Origin of the sequence: Streptomyces camponoticapitis, from assembly GCF_014646115.1 — a bacterium.
Lineage (GTDB): Bacteria > Actinomycetota > Actinomycetes > Streptomycetales > Streptomycetaceae > Streptomyces > Streptomyces camponoticapitis.
Genome location: NZ_BMMV01000028.1, coordinates 48,908 through 70,134, shown reverse-complemented (window position 1 = coordinate 70,134; position 21,227 = coordinate 48,908). Strand labels below are relative to the sequence as shown.

The following is a 21,227-nucleotide window of genomic DNA, read 5'->3' as shown; positions in this document are numbered from 1 at the left end:
GGCCGACATGAGCGAGGTACGAGAGTTTTCGCCGTCGAACCCGATCCGGGTCTTCCTGCTCGACGACCACGAGGTCGTCCGGCGGGGCGTACAGGACCTGCTCGACGCCGAACCCGACATCGAGGTGGTCGGCGACACTGGTACCGCGGCCCACGCACTGGTCCAGGGCCCGGCGCTGCGCCCGGATGTCGCCGTGCTCGACGTACGGATTCCCGACGGTGACGGAATCACGGTCTGCCGGGAACTGCGCTCGCTCATGCCCCGCCTCGCGTGCCTGATGCTCACGTCGTTCGACGACGACGACGCACTCCTCGACGCGATCATGGCCGGGGCCGCGGGATATGTGCTGAAGGAGATCAACGGATCGGACCTGGTGGCCGCTGTGCGGACGGTCGCCTCCGGGCAGTCCATGCTCGACCCGGCGACCACGACCCGGCTGATGAGGAGTCTCCGCGGCGAGGAGGAGGGCACGGAGCACGAGCAGGACGCCCTGTCGCAGCTCACTCCCCGTGAGCGGGAGATTCTCGCGCTGATCGGGGAAGGGCTCACCAACCGGGAGATCGGCGGACGGATCTACCTGTCCGAGAAGACGGTCAAGAACCACATCTCGCGGCTGCTGGCCAAACTCGGTGTCGAGCGGCGCATCCAGGCCGCTGTTCTCGCTACGCAGGCGGCCTCCCGGGCCGACGACGACGGCACCGACTCCGCCGGCGACCGCGACGGCGGCTGCCGCTGATCAGCGCAGATCCGGCCCCCAAGACAGCGCGGATCCGCCTCCCCGAGACGAGCCGCACGGGCACCACCCACTCGTCATCGGCGGGGCGGCGTGCGCTCGCTCTCCTGCGGGGCGTCCATGCCAAGGAGACGGACACGGGTCGCCTGGAGGCGGTCCGCCACCACTTCCAGCACACGCCGGGTCAGTGCCAGCCCGAGGACGGGGTCCTCGTTGCACAGGGCCCGTGCCGCTCGGGCGTCGAACTCGTCCGCTCTGACCAGGCTGAAGGCTTCGGCGCCCAGATGCCAGGTGTACGGCGGTACCAGCCACGACCATCCCAGGAGATCGCCGTGGCCCAGCATGTCCAGCGTGCCCACGTCCCGTCCGTGGCCGCGCAGATCGAGGTTGACCGCTCCTGTCCGGATGACCCAGAACCGGTCCGCCAGGCCCTGGTCCTCGAAGATCCGGGTACCCGCCGGGAAGGACACCGGACGGGAGAATTCCATCAGACGCTCCCTTCCCTGGTGGGGCAGAGCGTTCAGCAGAGTCATGGCCATGGCCGCACCTCCCGAGTCCGCTCCGGCAGTGGATCCACCGCCCCCGCCGGACGGGTCTTGCCATCCAAGGATGCCTGCCGGGGCCGGCCGGCGGGCAGGGGCCGTCCGGCATCGCGGGTGGTCCGAACGGTCCCTTCGCTCCCGCGTTCCGGGGCCGCTGTCCGGACGCCTGGGTCATCGCGGGACGACCGGCACCGTCCATACGAGCCGCGTACCTCCGTCGTCGGGTGCCTCGACCGTCATGGTGCCGCCCAGGCCGTGGGCCCGCTTGGAGAGGTTCGCCAGACCGCTTCGCCGGCCGGCCGTACCGATACCCACTCCGTTGTCGGAGACTGACAGTGTCAGTGTTCCGCCGCGGACCACCAGGGACACCGACGCCGAGGCGGCGTGCGCGTGCCGTGCGACGTTGCTGAGCGCCTCCGCGAGGACGGCGACGACGTGCTCGGCGGCCTCCGGGGGCACATCCGTGTCGATCAGGCCCTCCATGCGCAGGGACGGAGTGAAGCCGAGAGAGCGCACCGCCTGCTGGACCGTGTCGGTGGCGCGGGAGCGGAGTCCGCGTCTGGACCGCCCCGCTTCCCGGACGCGCAGCCCGAAGATGGTCGAGCGAATGATCTTGATGGTCTCGTCGAGGTCGTCGACGGCCCGCAGCAGTCGCTCCTGGGCCCCGGGATGGTCGACGAACCGGACGACGCTCTGCAGGGTCATCCCGGTGGCGAAGAGCCGCTGGATCGCCAGATCGTGCAGATCCTGGGCGATGCGGTCACGGTCCTCCCGCACGGCCATCTGTTCGGAGGCGCGCCGGCGCTCGGCAAGTTCCATGGCGAGTGCCGCCTGCGCGGCGAACGTCAGAAGGGGAGCGGCCTCGGCCCGGGTGAACTGAGCGCCCGAGCGGAGCCTGGCCAGCAGCAGGACACCGCGCACCTCCTCGCTGGCGACCATCGGCACCGCGACGGCCGGTCCCAGACCGCCCCACCGCGGTGGGCCGGCGGTGATCCTCGGATCATGCTCCACATCGGCGCTGATGAGCGGCTTGCCGGCATGCAGGGCGGCACCGACGAACGAGCCTTCCCGGGGCAGTAGCAGACCGCTGTGGGCATCCGCGTCGACTCCGGTGGCGAGGGCGACACGCAGCGACGAGCCGTCCTTGTCGGGCAGGGCGAGAACTCCCAGGTCGGCGGAGAGGATGTGGCGCGCCCGGTCGACGATCAGCCGCAGAACCCGTGTCTCGTCAGCCCCGGACAGCAGCTCGGCCACGATCTCGGCGTTGGCCCGCAGCCAGCTCTGCCTGTCCCGTGCGGTCTCGTACAGCCGCGCGTTCTCGATCGCCACCCCGGCTGCCACGGCGAGAGTGGACAAGACTGTCTCGTCGTCCTCGTCGAAATCCCCGCCGCCGCGTTTCTCGGTCAGGTAGAGGTTGCCGAACACTTCGTCGCGGACCCTGATGGGAACGCCGAGGAACGAACGCATGGGTGGATGGTTCGGCGGAAATCCGTAGGACGTCGGATGGCTCGTCAGGTCCGACAGGCGCAACGGCTCGGGGTGGCGGATGAGTTCACCCAGGATGCCGTGTCCACGGGGAAGGTGCCCGATGGCGGCTGCCCGGTCCTCGTCCACGCCGACTGTCAGGAACTGGGAGAGGTGGGTGTCCTCTCCGACAACACCGAGCGCTCCGTACTCGGCGTCGACCAGCACCACCGCCGCCTCCACGATGCGCCGGAGAACTCGAGGCAGGTCCAGCCCCCGTCCGACCGAGAGCACGGCCTGGAGCAGGCTCTGCACCGATTCGGGATTGCCGTACTGCACGGCGCCGAGCTGTGCCCGCAGCTCTTCGGACAGGACGTCCTGCCGTTCGGGTACGCCGTCGCCGTACCTGCCCGTGTCGTCGGCCACGAGTCCTCCGTCGGGGCAGTGCTGCCGTCGGGCCCTTCTTCGGCCCGCGTTTCTCACGGTAGCGACTGCTTTCGTCACCGCATCCCGAAGCGCCGTCCCGTGGGCGCGGAGCGCCGCCGCGGGAGACGAACGGTGTCAGGCGGCCGGGGGTGGAGAGGACGGCCGCCGATTCCGGCGCAGGTGGATCCGACGGCCGGTGACTTCGGCCGGGGTGACGACGATCCACAGCCCGCGGTCGCCGCCGGCCCAGGGGGTGGTGTGAGCCAGTTCTTCCAGGCGCAGGACCTGCCCCGGATCGGTGGCCGCCCGGGCGTCACCGACGACGAGGACGCTCCAGCCCTCACTGAACGCTTCGTCGATGTGGTCCACCTCGAACGCGACTTCATGACCCTGGGCAGCCGAGGGCGCCGCCTCCGGCGATGTTCTGAAGGCCACCAGATCTCCGTCGACCGTGTAGTTCACGGGGAAGACGGCCGGCGCACCGTGCAGGGTCACCGCCACCCTTCCCACCCCGTGGCCGGCCAGGAGCAGTCGGCACTCCTCGGCGCTCAGGGCGGTCAGCTCCGGATCACGGCCCGCTTCCCCGAGGCCGGGCGGCAGATCGGCCGTCCCGCCGACCAGCTCCGTGACCGTGGTCTCCAGTGCGTCGGCAAGGCGCAGCAGGAATCCGGTCCCGGGCGCCGCCGCCCGCTCCTCCAGGTACTGGATGTATCCGGGGGCCGAGCCCGATCGCACCGCCACGTCTTCACACGTCAGCCCCAGTTCCTGGCGCCTAGCCGCTACCCGGCGTCCTAGATCGGACAAATGCGCGACAGGGGCGTCGGGCCGGAAACCCCGGTCAGGGTCACTGTCGGTCATCGCGGTTGCCGCCTCATGCTCCCGCCCTCTCCAGGACGACCTTCAGCGCGCCGCTGTCGGCCGCGGCCGAGAAGACCCCGTACGCCTCCTCCATCTGGTCGAGGCCGAAGGTGTGTGTGACCAGGGAGCTGGTGGGAAGCCGTCCGGCGGCCAGCATTCCCAGCAGCATCGGGGTCGAGGAGGTGTCCACCAAGCCGGTGGTGATCGTCACGTCCTTGATCCACAGGTCCTCCAGGTGCAGCACTGCCGGTTTGCCGTGGACGCCGATGTTCGCGACGTGCCCGCCGGCGCGCACCGTACGAGTGCACAGCTCGAAGCTCTCCGGCACTCCGACCGCTTCGATCGCCACATCCGCGCCGGTTCCGTCGGTGAGGTCTCTCACCAGGCGGGCGGGGTCCTCCGACCCGTTCGCCACCGCGTCGGCACCGAACTGCCGCGCGGCCTCCAGCCGCGCCGGGGAAAGGTCGACCGCGATGACCCGGCCGGGACTGAACAGCCGTGCCGTCGTGATCGCGGCCAGTCCGATCGGACCCGCTCCGACCACCACGACCGTGTCGCCGGGGCGGACCCGGCCGTTGAGGACGCCCACTTCGTACGCGGTGGGGAAGATGTCAGCGAGCAGCACGGCATCCTGGTTGCTCACGCCGCTGGACAGGGGGTGGACGGACATGTCCGCATGGGGCACGCGTACGTACTCCGCCTGCGTTCCGTCGATCAGGTGCCCGAGTACCCAGCCACCGCCGCCCAGGCACTGGCCGTAGCGGGCCTCGCGGCAGAAACGACAGCGCCCGCAGGCCGTGATGCAGGAGACCAGGACCCGGTCCCCCGGGCGCACGCTGCGCACGTCGTCACCGGCCTCGACCACCTCGCCGACGGCCTCGTGACCGAGGACCGTGCCCGGATCGACTTCCGGCACGTCCCCCTTGAGAATGTGCAGGTCTGTGCCGCAGATCGTGACGGCGTCGACGCGGACCACCACGTCCCCCCCGTCCTTGAGCGCGGGGTCGGGGACCTCGTCCCACGACGACTCTCCGGGCCCGTGAAGCACCAGTGCCCTCATGACGTGTCCCTTCCTTGGAAGTCTGGCACTCGGGGCTTGCCGAACCCCCTGTGCCGGTCCTGCGAAATGTGTTGTCAAACAAGCGGGACGACCGCGAGTGGACAAGGTGCGTGGTGTACGGCTGCCGCCAGGACGTTGCCCACCGGGGGTGATGCCCTCGGCCCCTTCTGGCGACGGCCGACGACGAGCAGCCCGGCGCCCACTGCGCCCCGTATCACCGCTTTCGCCGGGCTCTCAGCCCACACGCTGTCGACCACCCTCACGTCCCCGAACTTCTCCCGCCAGGGGCAGAGCATGTCGGCCAGTTCCCGTTGAGCGTGGCCGATGACTTCGCTGCGAAGGTACGGATCCGCGACGATGCCGCCACGCGTGTACGCGGCGGCCGGCAGGTTCCTGCCGTGCACCGCGCGCAAGTTGACATTCCGCCGGGCCGAGCTGGTGAAGGCGAACTCCAGTAGTGCGTCGCACGGGCCGTCAAGGCTCAGAGCCACCACCACGTCGCCTTCGTCGGCGGGCGGCTCGGAGTCCTCACGCGCCCGCACCAACACGGTTGGAGTCCGCGACCGCACCATGACGTGCAGACCCACGTCTCCGAGGAAGTAGCTCGCCATGGGGGACATGTCCCGAGAGCCGAGCACCAGCAGCTCCGACTCCTTCGCGGCCGCCAGCAGCGCGTCCACCGGATCCTCGGCCACCAGGTCCTCGACCACGGGCAGGTCGGGGTAGATCGGCTCAATGCTTTGCATTGCCTGGTCCGTGATCCACTTGGGCCAGTAGTTCGGGTCGTTCTCCTCGGTGGGCGGATGGTCCCGCGCGTCGGAGAGCAGCACCCACGCGTGCGTCATCCGCAAGGTCGCGTTGCGCTGTTGCGCCTCCCGCGCGGCCCAGCGGGCGGCGCTGAGGGACTCGGGCGTGCCGTCCAGGCCGACGGTGACCACACGGTTCATGATGTCCCCCGCCTTCCGGCGGATTCGGTGCGGCCGGTTTCTTCCGGCGGATGTTTGAGGTCTTCGGAGACGGCCACGACACCGTCCACGCTGCCACACAGCCGCAGGAGAACCGCGACGGTGTGTTCGTCGTCCACGGCGCCGTGGAGCGCGACCTGCCCCTCTTCGACGTCGGCCATGACGGCCGACGGTGCCAGCCGCAGCGTCCGCGTCAGGATGTCCCGCGAGATCTCCTCGTGGATGGCGCTATCCCGCCGGAGAAACACGCGCAACAGGTCGGACCGGCTGACGATACCCAGCAGCCTGTCCGTCTCGTCCACCACGGGCAGCCGTTTGACGTGTCGATCAGCCATGAGACGCGCGGCCTCCACGACCGTCCACTGAGGGCGCGCGCATATCGCCGGGGCGGACATGATCTCCGCGGCGACCACGCCCTCCGCCCTGGCGCGTTCCCATGCCTCAAGGTGGGGCAGTGGTGTCCTACCCGACATGTCGGACCTGTTTGCCGCCTTGTGCAGCAGGTCGGCCTCGGAGACGACGCCGACCGGACAGCCCTCGTCGTCCAGCACGGGCACGGCGCTGATGCCGTCATCCGACAGGGCTCTGGCGATCTCCTTGAACGGGGTGTCGAGGCGCACGCTCACGACGTTGCGGCTCATGAGTTCACCGATGCTGCGGTGGTCCATGTCCTGCACTCCTTCCAGGGCGGTGGACGCCCAGCTACGGTCACACCTCAAGCGTGACTCCCGTCGGCACGGCACCCCAGGTGCCACTCAGCCCTATCGGGCGGCGACAGGCCCTGGGACAGGTGCCCATACGGGGCCGACAGGGCTCAAGGTGGGGGACGGTCGGCCCCTGCCCGGAACTCCGTCGCGCCGCCACGCTGGAAGGACGACGAGGCCCAGGAGGCACCGTGTCCGTACAGACGATCGACGAGCGGACGGTGACGGGGCTCGTGTCCGACGCCATCGCCGCACCGTCGATGCACAACGCGCAGCCATGGCTGTTCCGGTACGCCCCGGGCACCGGCACCCTCACGATGTCTGCGGATCCGTCGCGTGCACTGCCGCACGAGGACCCAGCCGGACGAGGTCTGCACATCGGTTGCGGAGCCGCGCTCCTCAACCTGCGGGTTCCGCTCGCCCATCTCGGCCGGAGTTCCGGGACGACGCTTCTTCCTGATCCGGCCGCTCCGAGCCTTCTGGCGACCGTACGCATCGGCTCCGCCACGACGCCGGGCGCTCTCGCCGACCTGTATCCGGCCATTCGCGAACGGAATACGAGCCGGTTCCCGTTCTCCGAGCGGGAGATACCCACCGGCCTCCGGAACGCGCTCGTTGAGGCCGCCCGCCTCGAAGGCGCCGAACTGGCCTACCTCTCGTCCCCGCACCTTCAGGCGGTGCTGGATCTGATCAGAGACGGCGAGGGCTACAACCTCATGGACCCCGACCGGGACGCCGAGCGCGCACGGTGGACCAGGAACTCCAGGACCGACGTGACGACAGACGGGGTGCCGGACTACGCCTTCGGGCCGCGCAAGCGCGGTGGAACCGCCCCCGCCCGCGACTTCGCCGGGCTCGATGTGGTGAGGGGCCGGTCCACGGCCGACTTCGAGGGCCGGCCACAGCTGGCGCTGCTCAGCACGGCGGCGGACAGACCGGCCGACTGGCTGCGGGCGGGACAGGCACTGGAACGGCTGCTCCTCGTCGCCACACGGCACGGACTGACGAGTTCGTTCGCCACCCAGGCGCTCGAATGGTCCGACCTGCGGTGGCTGCTGCGCGATCCGGTGTCGGGGTCAGGGCATGTCCAGATGATCCTGCGGCTGGGATACGGCCCCCATGGACCGAGGACACAACGTCGGCCGGTACGTGAGGTGCTGACGTTCGCAGACTGAACAAGGGATCTTCCCGGCGGCCGACCGACACGCACATGGTCGGAGACGGGCGTCACCGAATCACTGGAGGAGGTTGTGGGAGTGATGGAGCTTCCGCTGGTCGTAGGAGTCGACGGATCGGAAGGCAGCCTCCAGGCACTGGACTGGGCGGTGGCCGAAGCGGATCGCCGCGGTCTGCCGTTGAGAATCGTTCACGCGTCGCTCTGGGAACACTACGAAGAGATACGGCCCAGGCTCGCCGCGGACCGCCCGTCCGAGCAGGTACTCGCCGAGAATCTGGTCGCGACGTCCGAGGAACGTGCGAACACCCTGGCCGCCCAGGTGAAGGTGACTACCGACGTCCAGCCCGAGGAGCCGGTGACAGCGCTCCTGAGAGAGGGGGACGACGCCGCGCTGCTCGTCGTGGGCTCCCGGGGACGCGGCCCGGTCACCGCAATGCTCCTGGGATCCGTGAGCCTGTCCGTCGCCGCCCGGGCCCGCTGCCCCGCGTGGTCCGAGGCCAGGAACCCGTCGACCGGACCGGCCTCGGGAGGGTCGTTCTCGGTGTCGGAGACGCCGCCGCGAGCGGCGCGGCGGCGCGCTTCGCGTTCCGCGAAGCCCGGTCGAGGGGGTGCGAACTCGTCGCCGTACGCGCCTGGCGCAGCCCGGTTCACGAGGCCGTACCCTATCCCCTGGCCGACAACGACCCGATGAGGGCGTACCGGCAGGGGGCTGACGAATGCGTGGACGCAGTGCTGGCCGGTGTGGGCGAGGATTTGACGGAGGTGACCGTCCGCCGGGAGGTCGTACAGGGCACCGCGCATCAGACGCTGCTCGAACACACCGCCCCCGGGGATCTTCTCGTCGTCGGTGCTCGCCGGCGCCCTGGCGCCGTCGGGCTGCAGCTGGGGCGGGTGAACCACGCGATGCTGCATTACGCGCCGTGCCCCGTCGCGATCGTTCCGGAAGGGCACTGAGGCTTCGCCGTTCCCGGCCGGTCATGCCCGACCGGCCAGGAACGAGAGATCGCCGCTGCCGGAGGTGCTGTATGCCACGTCATGTGACTGTCGGCCTGAACAACACGCCGGGGAGCATTGATGCCGCCTACTGGGGTGCGCACGAGGCGTCTCTCAGGAAAGCGCTCCTGCGGCTCGTTTGCGCGTGGGAGTGGCAGCCGTACTCCCGTGCCTCGCTGACCTCGAACGAGTTGGCGGAGCAGTGGTCCCGCCGGGTGCCGGTGGAGACGGCCGCCGAACTTCGCCACCGCTACCCGGACCTGCACATCACGGCGGAACGGCTTACGGGGCCTCCCACCGAGACACTGTGCCGGGCCGCCGGGGAGAGCCAGCTGCTGGCCATCGGCTCCGGAGGGCTCGCCACACGGACCGGATTCCTCGGGGGGTCGGTGGCATCCGCCACGGTGTCGCTCACCGAGCGGCCCGTCGTCCTTGTCGGTTCCGGCCGGCGGACGGCGGAGCGGGACGGCGAAGGGCGCGGTGAGCACGCACCGGCCGAGGTGGCCCCCGGCCCGGTGGTGGTCGCGGTCGACCTCGGCCGGCCGAGCAAGGAGGCGCTCCGGTTCGCCTTCGAAGAGGCGTCGCTCCGCAGGGCACCGCTGGACATGATTCACGGCTGGAACCACCCGGCGCACTTCGCACACGGCACCGAGGCCGATCAGGTCTGGCGGGAAGAGGAGCCCGCGCGGGACGAAGAGGCACTTCAGGCCACCCTGACACCGTGGTCCGAGCGCTACCCGGAGGTCCCGGTCCGAGAACACTCCGCGGTCGGAAAACCCGCCCGGGACCTGGCGGACGCCGGTGCCGGGGCCGCACTCGTGGTGCTCAGCCTGGAAGCGCACCAACACCGGCGGGGCTTCTCCCGTGTCGGGCACATGACCCACGCGCTCCTGCGCCACTGTCCGGTTCCGGTGGCTGTCGTACCACGCCGGTAGCCACCGCCCGAGCCACCCGTGCGCGAGTCACTCATGGGGAACCACGACGACCGGCACGGTCGCGTGATGGATCACCGACTGCGCCACATGCCCCAGTCGTGGCCCGAGGGGAACCCTCGGCCTCCGTCGGCCGACCACCAGAAGGTCGGCGTCGGCGGACTCGTACACGAGCTGTGCGCCGGGCACGCCGACCAGAGCCTTCGCGGAGACCGACACCGCGGGGAAGCGCTGTCGCCACGGCGCGAGTATTTCGTCGAGGGTCTTGGTGATGTGCTCGGCGATCTCCATTCCCACCCCTGGGTGGGCGATCTCCGCGTACCCGTACTGGGCAGGCAGCGACCAGGCGTGGACCACGCGCAGCGTGCACCCGCGGCGGGCCGCTTCGGCGAATCCGAAATCGAGCAGAACGTTCTGCGACTCGGCCGGTTCCTGGAGATCGAGGCCGAGCACCAGTGCGCCGCCCCCGGACGGCACACGCTCGGACGGCGCACGGGCGCTCTCACCGCTGTGGTGCCGGTCGGCGCGTACCAGAACCACGGGACGCTCCGCCGCCCCCACGACGGCCAGGCTGATCGATCCGACGATGAAACCGAGCGCGCCGTTGAGCCCGCGGGACCCGAGGACGAGCAGTTCGGCTCGGTCCGGTTCGTTGGCCTCGGCGAGGAGAATCCGTTCCGGGCGCCCGGCGGGCGCGGCGGTGGTGACAGTCAGCTGGGGATGACGAAGCCGGGTCGCTTCAGCCGTGTCCCGCAGGAGTTCTTCGGACCACTGCGACGGTGAGGTCGGGAAAGGTATGACCGAGGGAGGCGGAACGATCGGCAGCGGAGGCCACTCCTCCACATGGAGGATGCGCAGCGTCGACTGACGCACCTCTGCCTCGTGGGCGGCCCATTCCACTGCGGCGAGGCTCTCGGAGGAGCCGTCGATACCCACGGTCACGTTGGCGGTCATGGTGGACCTCCCTGGATCGGATTCACCCGCAGGGGCAGCCGACCGGCTGACTCCGCGTACCTTCTCCAGCGTCGTGGGGTGACCACGGGTGGGAGTAGGGCCGAGTGGTGCAGTCATGGCCGCCGTGGACCGGGCTTCCGGGACCCTTCGGTCCTGTCGGGGGCCTGTGCGGCCCTGTTGCCGCGTCGTCCGGCGATGACACCGTGGAGCTGTGCCATGTCGGTCCCGTTGGCCGGCTCAGAAACGCGCCCGGGGCCGCCGGAGCCGAGGAGGAACGATGACGGATCGCGCGACAGGCGACGAAATACTCGTGGGCGTCGACCCACGAGGCTTCCCGGCACTGGTCATCGCGTGGGCGGTGGCCGAGGCTGGTCTCAGAAACAGCCCTCTGCGCCTTGTGGTGGCCGTGCCGCCGATGCTCGACACCCAGCACGTCGACACAACACCCCAGTACATGGCGCTGCGGGCGCAGGGGGAACGAGCACTGACCGCCGCCGCGGAATCGGTTACCGGTCTCGCCCCGGAAGCGCACGTCGAGACGGAACTCCTGGACGGTTTTCCCGCAGCGGTGCTCAACCAGCGGGCGACGTCGAACACTCGCATGGTCGTCCTGGGCTCCCGGCGTCTCAGCCGTCCGGCGGAAATACTGAGCGCGAGTTCCGTGGCCGTCCCCGTCAGCGCGCACGCCGACTGTCCCGTCGCCGTCGTGAGAGCGACAGAGCAGAGCGGGCACGATTCCTCCGGGCTCGTCGTCGGGGTGGAAGGCAGTGCCTCTTCACGGGCCGCCGTGGCGGTCGCTGTCGAGGAGGCGGATCTCCGTGGCGTCGGCGTTCACGCCGTGTGGGCGTGGCGGCGCCCCGCCGTGGCGTTCGGGGACGATGAAGCCGGTGTCGAGAAACGCCGCAGACTGCTCGCCGAGGCGGTCGCGGGCCCCGCGAGCGCCCATCCGGACGTGAAGATCAGCCAGGAGGTACGGCGCGGGCACCCCGTCGAAGAACTCGCCCGAGCATCCGCCTCCGCTTCCGCGGTGGTCGTGGGGCGGCGCGGACGCGGCGGGTACAGCGGCATGCGACTGGGATCAGTGGCCCACGGTCTCCTCCACCGGGCGGAGTGCCCGGTGATCACCGTGCCCGCGGCCGAGGTGTGAGGACGAGCGGGGTGTTCCTCTGGGCATTCGCGGATAAGGCGTTCGGCTGACGATACGAGACCCCGGCGGAGCGGCCTGGATCGACGGAGGCTCACCGGCCAAGGGCTTCCTCGGCGGCGTCTCCGCAGGGCCGCTCGAATCCACCTTCCACTCCACTGATCACCCCTCACTGATCAGCGCTCACCGCCGGTGCGGGACACGGGTAGACCGTGTCCCGCACCGGCGTCCTGTCAGAGGATGCACCGCAGGACACCATCGGGTACCCGCGACGGCCTCCTGGAGCAAGGCTGCCCGTCACCCGGTGGAAGCTCCTCGCCACGGGCGCGGTAGCGCTCCGCCCGGCGCGTGTCGGCTGAGTTGAGGAGAGGGCGTAGTGGGCGTCGCCCGGTCTCGTCAGCCGACGCGAGAACGCCGCCGCACGCTGCAGACCGCCGTCATCGGCGTTGACGCAATGAGTCCGAACCACCCTTGAGCTGACGGCCCGGCGGTATACGTGCCGGTGCCGGTACGGACCTCTGGACAGGTATCCGTTCGGCGTCGGCAGGGAGGTCAGCCGTGCGGCGCAGCCGCCAGACCAGTACGTCGCTGGTGGAGTCGGCGGTGTCCAGCTCGCGGCGTCTGGTGGCGTCGGTGAGCAGCGCGGCTGGTTGGTGTCCGGCGGCTTCGGTGTCGTCGAGGGTTGCGGCGAGGGCGGGCCAGCCGGGTTCGTTGAGGATCTGCTCGGCCAGCTCCGGCACCGCCGCCCGTAGGTGCGCGGCCTGTCTCTGAAGCCGGGGCTGGGTGAGGTGCTGGCCTCGCTGGTGCAGCACGGCCATCGGATGGCGGGCGGCGGCCCGGTAAGCGGTACGCAGGTGTTGGGCGCTCTGGCGGGCGGCGGCGGCCTGCTGGGCGTGGTTCTTTCTGGTGTGCCAGTGGACGGCGGCGGTGATCAGGAAGAACGCCATGTCGATCACCATGGCTGTGGTCGCCCCGTCCTCTCCGTGCCCGAGGACCGGCCCGCTGCGGACGAGGTCGCGGGCGGCCCGGCGAAGCGCCCGGTCGTGCCCCCGTTCAGTCTGGATGTGGGACCGGGTGGCGCGCTCGAACAGGAAGGCTGCCTGCCGCAGTTCGTCTCTCGTAGGGGCTGCGCTCGTGGTGGCGAGCGCGTCCAGGACTTCCCCCGCCCCGGTGATGCGGGCGGCGATCTGCTCGTCGGTGCCGTGGTCGATGACCAGCAGGGCCTGCCACATCGCGGTGCTCGCCCGCCGTCTCGCGCCTGCCGGCCCTGGCCACCGAGGACCTGCGGACACGTCGGTGTCATGTTCGGCCTGTGGACCGCTGGTGGTCCAGCGTTTGCGGATTCTGGGGAGGGAGAGGTCGGGGGCGAGGGTGGATCCGGCGTAGAAGACGGGTTCGCCGTCGTGGTTGCGGTCGTCGGGCAGGGCGACTTTGTATCCGAGGAGGTCGCCGGAGGGCGCGGCGCGCTGGTGAACCAGGAGTCCGGCTGCTGTGAGGCGGGTGAAGAACTCGTTCATGGTGCCGGCTGCCGCGTGGCGGACGGTTTCGCGTAGTTCCTCGCGTGGGGTCTGGGGGCGGTTCTCGCGTTCGGCTTTGTGGCGCTCGGCGCTGGTGGGGCGTTTGGCGGCGGTGCCGTCGCCGGGGTTGAGCTGCCGCAGGCCGTACTCGGCTTCGAGGAGGCGGGCTTCGGCCTGGGCGCGGGCGGCGTCGTTGTTGAGCCGTGGTCTGCGGCCGTCTTCGCGTACGAGGGTGGCGACGATGTGGATGTGGTCGTCCGCGTGACGTACGGCGGCCCACCGGCATGCCGTGTCGTCGCCGGTGGGGGCGATGCCGGTGGCGGCGACCATACGGCGGGCGATGTCCGCCCACTGCGCGTCGGTGAGCAGCGGGTCTTCGGGAGCCGCGCGGACGGACAGGTGCCAAACGTGCTGCTCGGGGCGGCGCGAGGGCGACAAGGTGTCGACGGGCTGGTCCAGGAGTTGTGCGAGGTGGTCGTAGGTGGCGTCGGGGTGGCGGCCGGGGTCGGGTGCGAAGGCGTCCCAGGCCGCGACGAGGTGGGGGTCGGTGTGCTCCTCGCACCTGCCGGGCTCGTACAGGTAGAAGATCAGGCCGACCGTGCGGCTGCCCCGCTTCTGAACACGAGGAATCATCGGCAGATCATCCGGGCCGGTTCTCGTTGCTGAGGTAGTGCTGGGTGAAGGAGTCCACCCGCTGTGCCGCGCGTTCGACGGCGGCGAGAACACCAGTGGCGTGGAGGACGTCGGCGCCGGAGTTGGCGGCCTTGGCGACCTGGTTGAGGTTGTTGCCGATCTGCCCGAGATGCCGGCGCAGCGCGAACAGCTCGCTCACGATTTCGCGTTCACCGGCCACCTCGGCCGCGGTCCGGTCGAGATTACGGGCGGCGTTGAGGCCGGCGCGGGCGAGGAAGGCGGCGATGCTCATACCGCAGGCGGTGGCACCGTCGGCGAGGAGGCGGTACTCGGTGTCGTTCATGCGGCAGCTCGGCTGGTGCATGCGCTTGTCGTCGTCACGCAGACGCTCACGCTGCTTCACGCGCGGCTTCAACGATGCGGCGCAAGCGTGCTGACACGACGAACGACGGCACTCGTGCTGCTCCTCCTGCTGTTCCGGATGCGGGCCGCCCTCGGCCTCATCCGGACCGGCCGGCGCCCCCTGGCGCCGGCCGGATCCCGCCGCCCCCGGGGCGGGAGATGCGTGAGCATTGCTGCCATCGGCAGCAATGCTCACGCGATAACTTGCTCCGCCTGAGGTCGAGTTGATATCTGCCTCACGGGGCTCGTGGGCGGGGGTGTTCTGCGGGTTTGTCATCGGATGCGGTTCCTCGTCGTGCGTGATTGTCGGATGTCAGATGGTGGTTTCGGTGCGCAGTTCCTGCAGCACGGGGCCCAGTCGGTCGTTCCGGCCTCCCCTCAGGCCCTCTCGGCGGAGGATCTCCCGCAGTTGAACCCGGGTGACGGCCTCGTTGCCGTCCCGTTCCAGCACCGCCGGGACATGGGGCCGAACCCTGGCGACGAGTTGGTCCATCGACAGCGCCGGTCCCTTCGGCGCGCCCTTCGCCTGCCTCGTTTGGGACCGGTTCCGCTTGCCTTTCGCCCTCTGGTTCCGTCGCACGGGGACCGTACGAACTCGTTCTCAGTCCCCGTGTTTTTCGGTCCCCGTCTCGGTCCCCACGGGTGTGGTTCTGCGGTCCCGGTTCCCGTGACGCGCGGTCCCCGTGACGGCGAGAAGCTGGCCCCGGTCCCCACGGCGGACGGTCCCCGCGCCGGTGCTCTGGCGGTTCCGGTCCCTGCGGTGAACTGCGGTAGGCGGCTCTGGAGTCGCCTGACCAGCGGGTTCGACGCGGTCCCCGTCGCTGACGACGGCGTCGGTCCCCGCAGAGTCCTGGGCCTTCTCGTCGGTCCCCAGTTCGCTTTGCTCGGTCCCCCCGTCGGTCCCGGCGTCGTGCTTTTCGCTTTCGGGGACCGGTCCCCTTTCGGTCCCCGATGCCCGGTCCCCGAAGGATTCGGTTTCAGCGCGGGGACCGTCGCCGGGGACCGAGGTGTAACCGGTCTCCCGGTGAAGGGGCCGTGTCTGATACCGCATCAGCCCGCTTGTTGTGCACGACGGTCCAGGGGGAGGGGAGGGCAACCGTGGCGAGGGCAAGTGCGTGCCTGCGGGCGGCGAGCTGGTCGAGCAGCTGCGCTCGCTGCGCTGGGTCGGTGCCGACTGCGGCGCGTCCCACGGCTTTGGACAGGCGGCGTGTGAGTCTCCGCCCGCGCCACCCTTGCCTCTGAGCGGGTGTGCGTTCGGCGAGGCGGGTGGCGAGCGTGACGGCGCGGGCGGTGGCGCGTTCGCGGGTGATCTGCGCGGCGTCACGGTCGCGGGCGGCGATGCCCAGGCGGGACAGAAACCGCTCGCGCACCTCGCGCCCGAGCCTGGCCAGGAGACTCTTCGAAGCGGCGCCCGGCTTGTGCAGGCGCAGTTCGATGCCCATGGCGAGGTGCCAGAGCATGGCGGCCATGACGGGTCCGACGAAGGCCCGTACCGTGCCGCCGACCATTCCGGACTCGGCGTACGCCGGGATGATCTGCACCCCGGTGATCACCCACACCAGGCTCCCGGGCAGCCCCGGCGCGCCCCGGCTGCTCAGATTCTGCCGCGCCATCAGCGCGGTCGCGAACAGGGCCAGTTCCGCAGCGCCGAACATCATGGCCCGCTCGACCGTGCCGGCCATGTCGAGGTAGTCCGCGGCGAACCGCCAGCTCGTGTCGGCGCTGTAGGCGGTGCAGCCGAGCGCCGCGACTGCGGCGACCTTCACCGCAGGACTGCCCGCCCGCCGCGGTTCTCGCTCGGTTCGCCGATGGTTCGACCACCCCGCCACGGCGAGGGCCAACCCGCCGGTCAACGTGACCCCGACCGCGAGAAGAGTGAGCAGGTCGGTGATCGAACCTGAGGGCAGGAGGTTGCTCATGCGGCCTTTCTGAGAAGGGCGTTCGCGGCGTCGGCCGACATCTGGCGGGTCGCTGGCTCGTCCGTATCGGGGCTGTTGGGCGTGGGCCGACTGGTTGTCGAGCTTGGCCTCGGGCGCTCGGAGGCCGGCGCGGGTTGCTGTGCGTGCTGCGCTGCGGCGGATTCGAGGCGGGACGGGTGGGGTGTGGTCCGTGGGGCGTTGCCCCTGGCTCCGCCGTCGGGGCCGACGCGCCTGCTGCGGCAGGGCTGTCCCTCGGCGGCGTGGCACCACTCGCAGCGGACACCGAGGGCATCCGGCTGACCCTGTGCGATAGCCGCCTCGCGGGCTGCGCGGGTGGGCCGGTAGCTGGCCAGCTGCGTGCGGACGGCCGGGGGGATGCAGGAGCCGATTTCCCGCAGCCGCGCTTCCAGGTCGGGGCGGGCCCGGCCGCTGGTGAGGGACCGGTGTTGGGCGGGCTCGGCGCTGCCGGTGGCCACGGCCCTTCGTGTGCCCACCAGTTCAGCGGTCCAGGCTGCCTGGTCGTCCGGATCGGCGGACGGGGTGGGGTCGGTGTGCCGCTGGAGACGGTCGCGGCGGTAGGCGTTCCACCGGCGGGCGACGTCCGCGGGGAGGATGGGGTACGGCGAGTTGAGGATGTGGTCCCGGGCGACGAGGCGGGTGTCCCATCCGTGTCGGGTGTCCAGGGGCACGTCGCCGAGCAGGTGGTGCCACTGGGCTATCTGGTCGCGGGCTTCGCCGGTGTCGGTGCGGATGAGGCGGGGGTCGAGCCGGCCGAGGTAGGCCAGAAGGGCGCCGACTTCGTTGGGGGTCACCGGGGTGCTACTCCGTTCCGTTCGGCTCGTTGAGCGCGGCGCGCAGGGCGGCGATGTGGGCCTCGGTGCGGGTCAACCCGCGGCTGGCGGGGCTGTTGCCGGGCCGGGCGTAGAGGTTCGGGCGGCTGGGTGTGGGGTTGTGTTCTCGGGCGATCCAGGAGCGCCAGTCCGCCGCCCAGGCTCCTGTCGTACGGGGCTGGAAGTCGGCACGGTGCGCACGCCACTTCGCGTCGGCGGCGGCCAGACCCTGTTCGCCGAGGCGGTCGAGGTGGCCCTGCTGCCGGGCCCAGGCGTGGGTGTCCGGGTCGGCCTGCCACTCGCCGGCCGAGGTGACCGGGGCAGCACCACTGCTGCTGTACCTACGGTTCACCTTCGGTTCACTACGGTTCTGGGGGTCGGTTTCTGACCCTTCCGGGGGTCGGTATCCGACCCGTCGGGGGGTCGGATTCTGACGTGAGGGGTCAGATTCCGGCCCGGCCGGAATTTGACGGCGGGGGTCGGATTCCGACCCGTCTCTGGGCCAGATTCCGTGCCTCCGCAGCCGTTTCCCGTCCAGCTCCGGCACCGGATCGGAGTCGGCCGGCGGCTCGACAATCGCCTCGGGGTCGTCCTTCGTGGCCGCGGCGGCCTTGGCGAGCTGTGCGGCGGTGCGCGGCAGCCGGTAGACCGTGCTGCGCTGCGGGCCGGTGAAGGCGTCCAGCGTCTCCAGCTCGCCGCTGTTCACGAGGGTGGTCAGAGCGCTGCGTACGGCGTTGCGGCTCGCGTTCGTCCGCTGCATGAGAGAGGTGATCGAGGCCCAGGCGACGCACTGCTCGTCCGGCACCCGGTCGGCGATCGACAGCAGGACCAGGCGCGCGGTTCCCCGGCTGGAGCTGTGCTCCCACACCCACTCACGGGCGTCCTTGCTCATCGGCCGCTCCGGTGGCCGGCTGCGGTGAGACCCGGCGGCTGGCTGGGCCTCGGGGCAGGGGAGGCGGCTACGGCGGGCTGGGCCGTAGGGTCGGGCATGGAGGTTCCTCACCCGGTGTCCGATGGGCTGGCACCCATGGCACACCGTTGTGTTCGTCGCGGAAGGGCGAATCGGCAGGGGACTTGGCGGCTCCCGGCGCTTTGCGCGCCGGGAGCCGGCCTCATTTCCGGGCGGGCGAATCCAAGAAGCCACACCCACGCCGCACAAGTCCAGCATTCACCGGAGAAAGCGGACAGCTGTCGGCGAACACCTGCTGCGGGGGCCTTTCACTAACGGTAGACCCGAAACGCCGGTTGACGAAAGAGCCCGCTCAACGGCAAAGCCAGAAGCATCACATCGCGGAAAGCTTGCACAGCCGCCGTGGCCCGAGCTACAACACATAACCCCACGTCAGACCACACCTCGATGCTCGCCGCCGACATCCGCACATCGCCCCCGGGCACCCCGCTCAACTTCCCCGTGACGGTGTAACGGGCCGCAACATAGCCGCAGAACGCCGGTTAACCAAACCGGCGAACCCGAGGTACAAATTTGGCTATGGAAATCAGACCACTCGCAATAGGTCGGGCAGGAATCCGGGCTGACCGCACCGTTGAATTCCTTCGCACCCGGCAAGGCATCGACAAGTGTCGACTCGCAGACCGCGCGCCGGCTTTGGGCCGCCCCGCGGCGAAGTCCGCCGTGTCCCGCATCGAACCCGCCCAGCGGCGCTGCGGCATCGACGATCTCGTCGTCGTTGCGGGCGCGCTGCGCGTCTCGCCCTCCGCACTGCTGCGGGAGCCAACCGCCGCCTAGCCGGCCAGCTCCGCCTCTCCCCGCCCTTCCGCGATCAACACCCAAGGCGCCGCCCAGGGATGCCAGTCCCGCGCGCCGGAACAGGAACGTTCTTGCATCGCTCCGCCATGCCCTCGCGCGGATCCTCTGCCCGGACCGATGCCGGGAAGGAGGTGAGCAACGAACCCGATCGCCTCCTCACCGTGGCCGACGCCGCCGAACGGCTCGGTACCGGCGAGCGGTTCATACGCCGCCTGATCCACGAGCGCCGTATCCGCTACGTCAAGGTGGGCAAGTACGTCCGCATCGCCGAGAGCGTCCTTCGCGCCTACGTGGACGAGCGGACCATCGAGCCCGTCCGCACCACGCGGCCCCGTCACGGGAGAGCGGCTTGACCGCCCGCGCCCGCCGGGCTTCGCGTCGCCGCTTCGGCGCGATACGCAAGCTGCCGTCCGGCCGGTACCAGGCCCGGTACCCCGGCACCGACGGCATGTTGCGCCCAGCCCCCGACACGTACGAGACGAAGCGTGACGCCGAGGTCTTCCTCGCGCAGATCCAGGCCGACCAGACGCGTGGCGATTGGATCGACCCGGCCGACGGCGAGGTGCAGTTCACCGAGTACGCCACCCGCTGGATCGACGAACGGGGCCTCGCACCCACCACGGACGAGCTGTACCGCCGGCTCCTGCGCCTGCACCTGGAGCCGACGTTCGGGGCTCTGGCCGTCAACGCCATCAGTCCGGCTCGCGTCAGGTCCTGGCGCGCGGAGCGGCTGCGGTCCACGGGCGGGACCACGGTCGCCAAGTCGTACCGGCTGCTGAAAGCCGTCATGGAGACCGCGGTCGACGACGACATGATCCGCAAGAACCCGTGCCGTATCCGCGGCGCGGGACGAGAAGAGGCCGACGAACGTCCCGTCGCGACGGTGGCCCAGGTCTTCGCTGTCGCCGATGTCATCGGCCTGCGCTGGCGACTGATGGTCCTCCTCGGAGCGTTCGCCTCGATGCGCCCTGAGGAACTCGCCGAGCTCCGCCGAGGGGACATCGACCTCGACGCGGGCTCCCTCTGGGTGCGCCGTGCCGCGCCCGAGCTGAACACCGGACGCCGCGTCATCGGCGACCCCAAGTCCCGAGCGGGCAAACGGGAGATAGTCCTGCCCGCCTTCCTGTACGAGGACCTCCGCCGTCACCTGGAATGGTTCGCCGAGCCAGAAGGCAACGGGCTGGTGTTCGTCGGAGAGAAGGGTGCGGCCCTGCGCGGTACGACCTTCGGACGCAAGTGGCGAAGAGCCCGGGACCAGGCGGGCCTGCCCGAGGGTTTCCGCTTCTACGATCTGCGGCACACCGGCAACACCCTCGCCGCCGACACGGGGGCCAAGCTGAAGGACCTCATGGTCCGTGCCGGTCAGTCCTCCGAGAAGGCGCAGCTCATCTACCAGCACTCCACCAAGGAGCATCAGCGTCGGCTCGCCGCCGACATCGACCACGACGTCCGCCGCCAGACAGAGCCGACCCAGCAGAGCGGCAGCGGCGCGACCATTCACCCTCTCCTGCCACGCCCGCCGGGACCTGGCGCACAGGCCGCTCGCCGCCGGTAGTCCGAAGGGCCGTCTCCTCCTGCCGCAGAGTGACGACGACAACGGCAATCGCCCCGCAGTGGATTCGCTCCCGCACAGCCCGGCCCGATCTATCTCTTGTGACACAGGTCACTCAAAGTGCGTCTCATTAAATGAGAAGACGGAGTGTCAGGCGCTGCGTGATGGGGTCCGACAGCAATGTTCGGCCTGGTCGGAGGGGCCGCTATGGCACGCGAATGGCACGCGGCCGGAAAATGGTCTAGACAACAAAGGAGGCCCAAGTCGCTGACTTGGGCCTTCGTCGTGGAGCGGGTGACGAGAATCGAACTCGCGCTCTGAGCTTGGGAAGCTCATGTTCTACCATTAAACTACACCCGCGCGGAGCCGCCGTGATCAGTGGCGCTTCCGTGGACACTCTACCCCATTGTCGACTCCTGTTGGTCGATGTGGCTCTCGGTCCCGGGAGTTGGGGGGTAGCCTCCGTCATCGGAGTGCCGCTTCGGTGGGCGTCCCGGTGATCCCCTAATGTGTGGGTTCGTCCACGTTCTTGGGGAAGGGACCTGATGGACTTGATGGATCGCCAAGTCGTCCGCTGTGCCGAAGGGCATGTGTTCAGTACTACGTCGTTCCCGATGCAGCAGCTTGACGCCGGGCGGCTCGGGCCCGGGCGGT

Annotated in this window: 19 protein-coding genes, 1 tRNA gene and 2 pseudogenes; 8 read left to right on the top strand and 14 right to left on the bottom strand. The window is 70.1% G+C overall.

Annotation, left to right across the window (positions count from 1 at the left end):
* Positions 1–7 precede the first annotated feature (7 nt).
* On the top strand, positions 8–736 hold the full coding sequence (locus IEY79_RS31630) for a response regulator (protein ID WP_189111085.1): 729 nt from the start codon (positions 8–10) through the stop codon (positions 734–736).
* Between the two features lie 74 nt (positions 737–810).
* On the opposite strand, the gene IEY79_RS31625 is transcribed toward IEY79_RS31630, so the two are convergent.
* The 6 genes from IEY79_RS31625 to IEY79_RS31600 form a co-directional block, all read right to left on the bottom strand.
* Entirely contained in the window at positions 811–1,272 is a 462-nt protein-coding gene (locus IEY79_RS31625; protein ID WP_229701287.1) for a cyclic nucleotide-binding domain-containing protein, read from the bottom strand.
* A 174-nt stretch (positions 1,273–1,446) separates the two neighbouring features.
* The gene (locus IEY79_RS31620) at positions 1,447–3,165 is read right to left on the bottom strand and encodes a sensor histidine kinase (protein WP_189111084.1); all 1,719 of its coding nucleotides are present in this window, start codon (positions 3,163–3,165) and stop codon (positions 1,447–1,449) included.
* Positions 3,166–3,300: 135 nt separating this feature from the next.
* Positions 3,301–4,023: a helix-turn-helix domain-containing protein gene (locus IEY79_RS31615; RefSeq protein WP_189111083.1), complete on the bottom strand. Its 723-nt coding sequence runs from the start codon at positions 4,021–4,023 to the stop codon at positions 3,301–3,303.
* 13 nt (positions 4,024–4,036) lie between these two features.
* A complete protein-coding gene (locus tag IEY79_RS31610) occupies positions 4,037–5,083 on the bottom strand; it encodes a zinc-dependent alcohol dehydrogenase family protein (RefSeq protein ID WP_189111082.1) in 1,047 nt (348 codons plus the stop codon).
* Positions 5,084–5,157: 74 nt separating this feature from the next.
* Positions 5,158–6,030, bottom strand: coding sequence for a universal stress protein (locus IEY79_RS31605; RefSeq protein ID WP_189111081.1), 873 nt, complete (start codon positions 6,028–6,030; stop codon positions 5,158–5,160).
* Positions 6,027–6,716, bottom strand: coding sequence for a CBS domain-containing protein (locus IEY79_RS31600; RefSeq protein WP_189111080.1), 690 nt, complete (start codon positions 6,714–6,716; stop codon positions 6,027–6,029). Before IEY79_RS31600 ends, IEY79_RS31605 begins: the two co-directional genes overlap by 4 nt.
* A gap of 227 nt (positions 6,717–6,943) precedes the next feature.
* Between IEY79_RS31600 and IEY79_RS31595 the strand changes: the two genes are divergently transcribed.
* The 3 genes and pseudogenes from IEY79_RS31595 to IEY79_RS31585 all read left to right on the top strand — a co-directional run bounded on the left by IEY79_RS31595 (position 6,944) and on the right by IEY79_RS31585 (position 9,857).
* Complete coding sequence (locus IEY79_RS31595; protein ID WP_229701286.1) at positions 6,944–7,927, top strand: Acg family FMN-binding oxidoreductase; 984 nt, start codon at positions 6,944–6,946, stop codon at positions 7,925–7,927.
* An 84-nt stretch (positions 7,928–8,011) separates the two neighbouring features.
* Positions 8,012–8,883: pseudogene (locus IEY79_RS31590) on the top strand (universal stress protein).
* Between the two features lie 83 nt (positions 8,884–8,966).
* Complete coding sequence (locus tag IEY79_RS31585) at positions 8,967–9,857, top strand: universal stress protein (protein WP_189111079.1); 891 nt, start codon at positions 8,967–8,969, stop codon at positions 9,855–9,857.
* A 27-nt stretch (positions 9,858–9,884) separates the two neighbouring features.
* On the opposite strand, the gene IEY79_RS31580 is transcribed toward IEY79_RS31585, so the two are convergent.
* Entirely contained in the window at positions 9,885–10,808 is a 924-nt protein-coding gene (locus IEY79_RS31580; RefSeq protein WP_189111078.1) for a universal stress protein, read from the bottom strand.
* 277 nt (positions 10,809–11,085) lie between these two features.
* On the opposite strand from IEY79_RS31580, the gene IEY79_RS31575 reads away from it, so the two are divergent.
* The gene (locus IEY79_RS31575; RefSeq protein ID WP_189111077.1) at positions 11,086–11,955 is read left to right on the top strand and encodes a universal stress protein; all 870 of its coding nucleotides are present in this window, start codon (positions 11,086–11,088) and stop codon (positions 11,953–11,955) included.
* Positions 11,956–12,389: 434 nt separating this feature from the next.
* On the opposite strand, the gene IEY79_RS31570 is transcribed toward IEY79_RS31575, so the two are convergent.
* From IEY79_RS31570 to IEY79_RS31550, 6 genes and pseudogenes are all read right to left on the bottom strand, one after another.
* Positions 12,390–14,102 carry a relaxase/mobilization nuclease domain-containing protein gene (locus IEY79_RS31570; RefSeq protein WP_189111076.1) on the bottom strand — a complete coding sequence of 571 codons (1,713 nt, stop codon included), beginning with the start codon at positions 14,100–14,102 and terminating at the stop codon, positions 12,390–12,392.
* 7 nt (positions 14,103–14,109) lie between these two features.
* Entirely contained in the window at positions 14,110–14,505 is a 396-nt protein-coding gene (locus IEY79_RS31565) for a plasmid mobilization protein (protein ID WP_229701285.1), read from the bottom strand.
* 312 nt (positions 14,506–14,817) lie between these two features.
* The gene (locus tag IEY79_RS37665) at positions 14,818–14,997 is read right to left on the bottom strand and encodes a hypothetical protein (RefSeq protein ID WP_229701284.1); all 180 of its coding nucleotides are present in this window, start codon (positions 14,995–14,997) and stop codon (positions 14,818–14,820) included.
* A gap of 484 nt (positions 14,998–15,481) precedes the next feature.
* On the bottom strand, positions 15,482–16,423 hold the full coding sequence (locus IEY79_RS37660; RefSeq protein WP_229701283.1) for a hypothetical protein: 942 nt from the start codon (positions 16,421–16,423) through the stop codon (positions 15,482–15,484).
* A 116-nt stretch (positions 16,424–16,539) separates the two neighbouring features.
* Positions 16,540–17,235, bottom strand: a pseudogene (locus IEY79_RS31555) (zinc finger domain-containing protein); the annotation flags it as partial.
* A 7-nt stretch (positions 17,236–17,242) separates the two neighbouring features.
* Complete coding sequence (locus IEY79_RS31550) at positions 17,243–18,145, bottom strand: helix-turn-helix domain-containing protein (RefSeq protein WP_189111075.1); 903 nt, start codon at positions 18,143–18,145, stop codon at positions 17,243–17,245.
* Positions 18,146–18,886: 741 nt separating this feature from the next.
* Between IEY79_RS31550 and IEY79_RS38240 the strand changes: the two genes are divergently transcribed.
* The 3 genes from IEY79_RS38240 (at position 18,887) to IEY79_RS31535 (ending at position 20,576) form a co-directional block, all read left to right on the top strand.
* Positions 18,887–19,000, top strand: coding sequence for an XRE family transcriptional regulator (locus tag IEY79_RS38240; protein WP_308426704.1), 114 nt, complete (start codon positions 18,887–18,889; stop codon positions 18,998–19,000).
* Positions 19,001–19,152: 152 nt separating this feature from the next.
* A complete protein-coding gene (locus IEY79_RS31540) occupies positions 19,153–19,374 on the top strand; it encodes a helix-turn-helix domain-containing protein (RefSeq protein ID WP_373292667.1) in 222 nt (73 codons plus the stop codon).
* Complete coding sequence (locus IEY79_RS31535) at positions 19,371–20,576, top strand: tyrosine-type recombinase/integrase (RefSeq protein ID WP_189111072.1); 1,206 nt, start codon at positions 19,371–19,373, stop codon at positions 20,574–20,576. Before IEY79_RS31540 ends, IEY79_RS31535 begins: the two co-directional genes overlap by 4 nt.
* 283 nt (positions 20,577–20,859) lie before the next feature.
* On the opposite strand, the gene IEY79_RS31530 is transcribed toward IEY79_RS31535, so the two are convergent.
* Positions 20,860–20,933, bottom strand: a tRNA-Gly gene (locus tag IEY79_RS31530).
* Between the last annotated feature and the right edge of the window lie 294 nt (positions 20,934–21,227).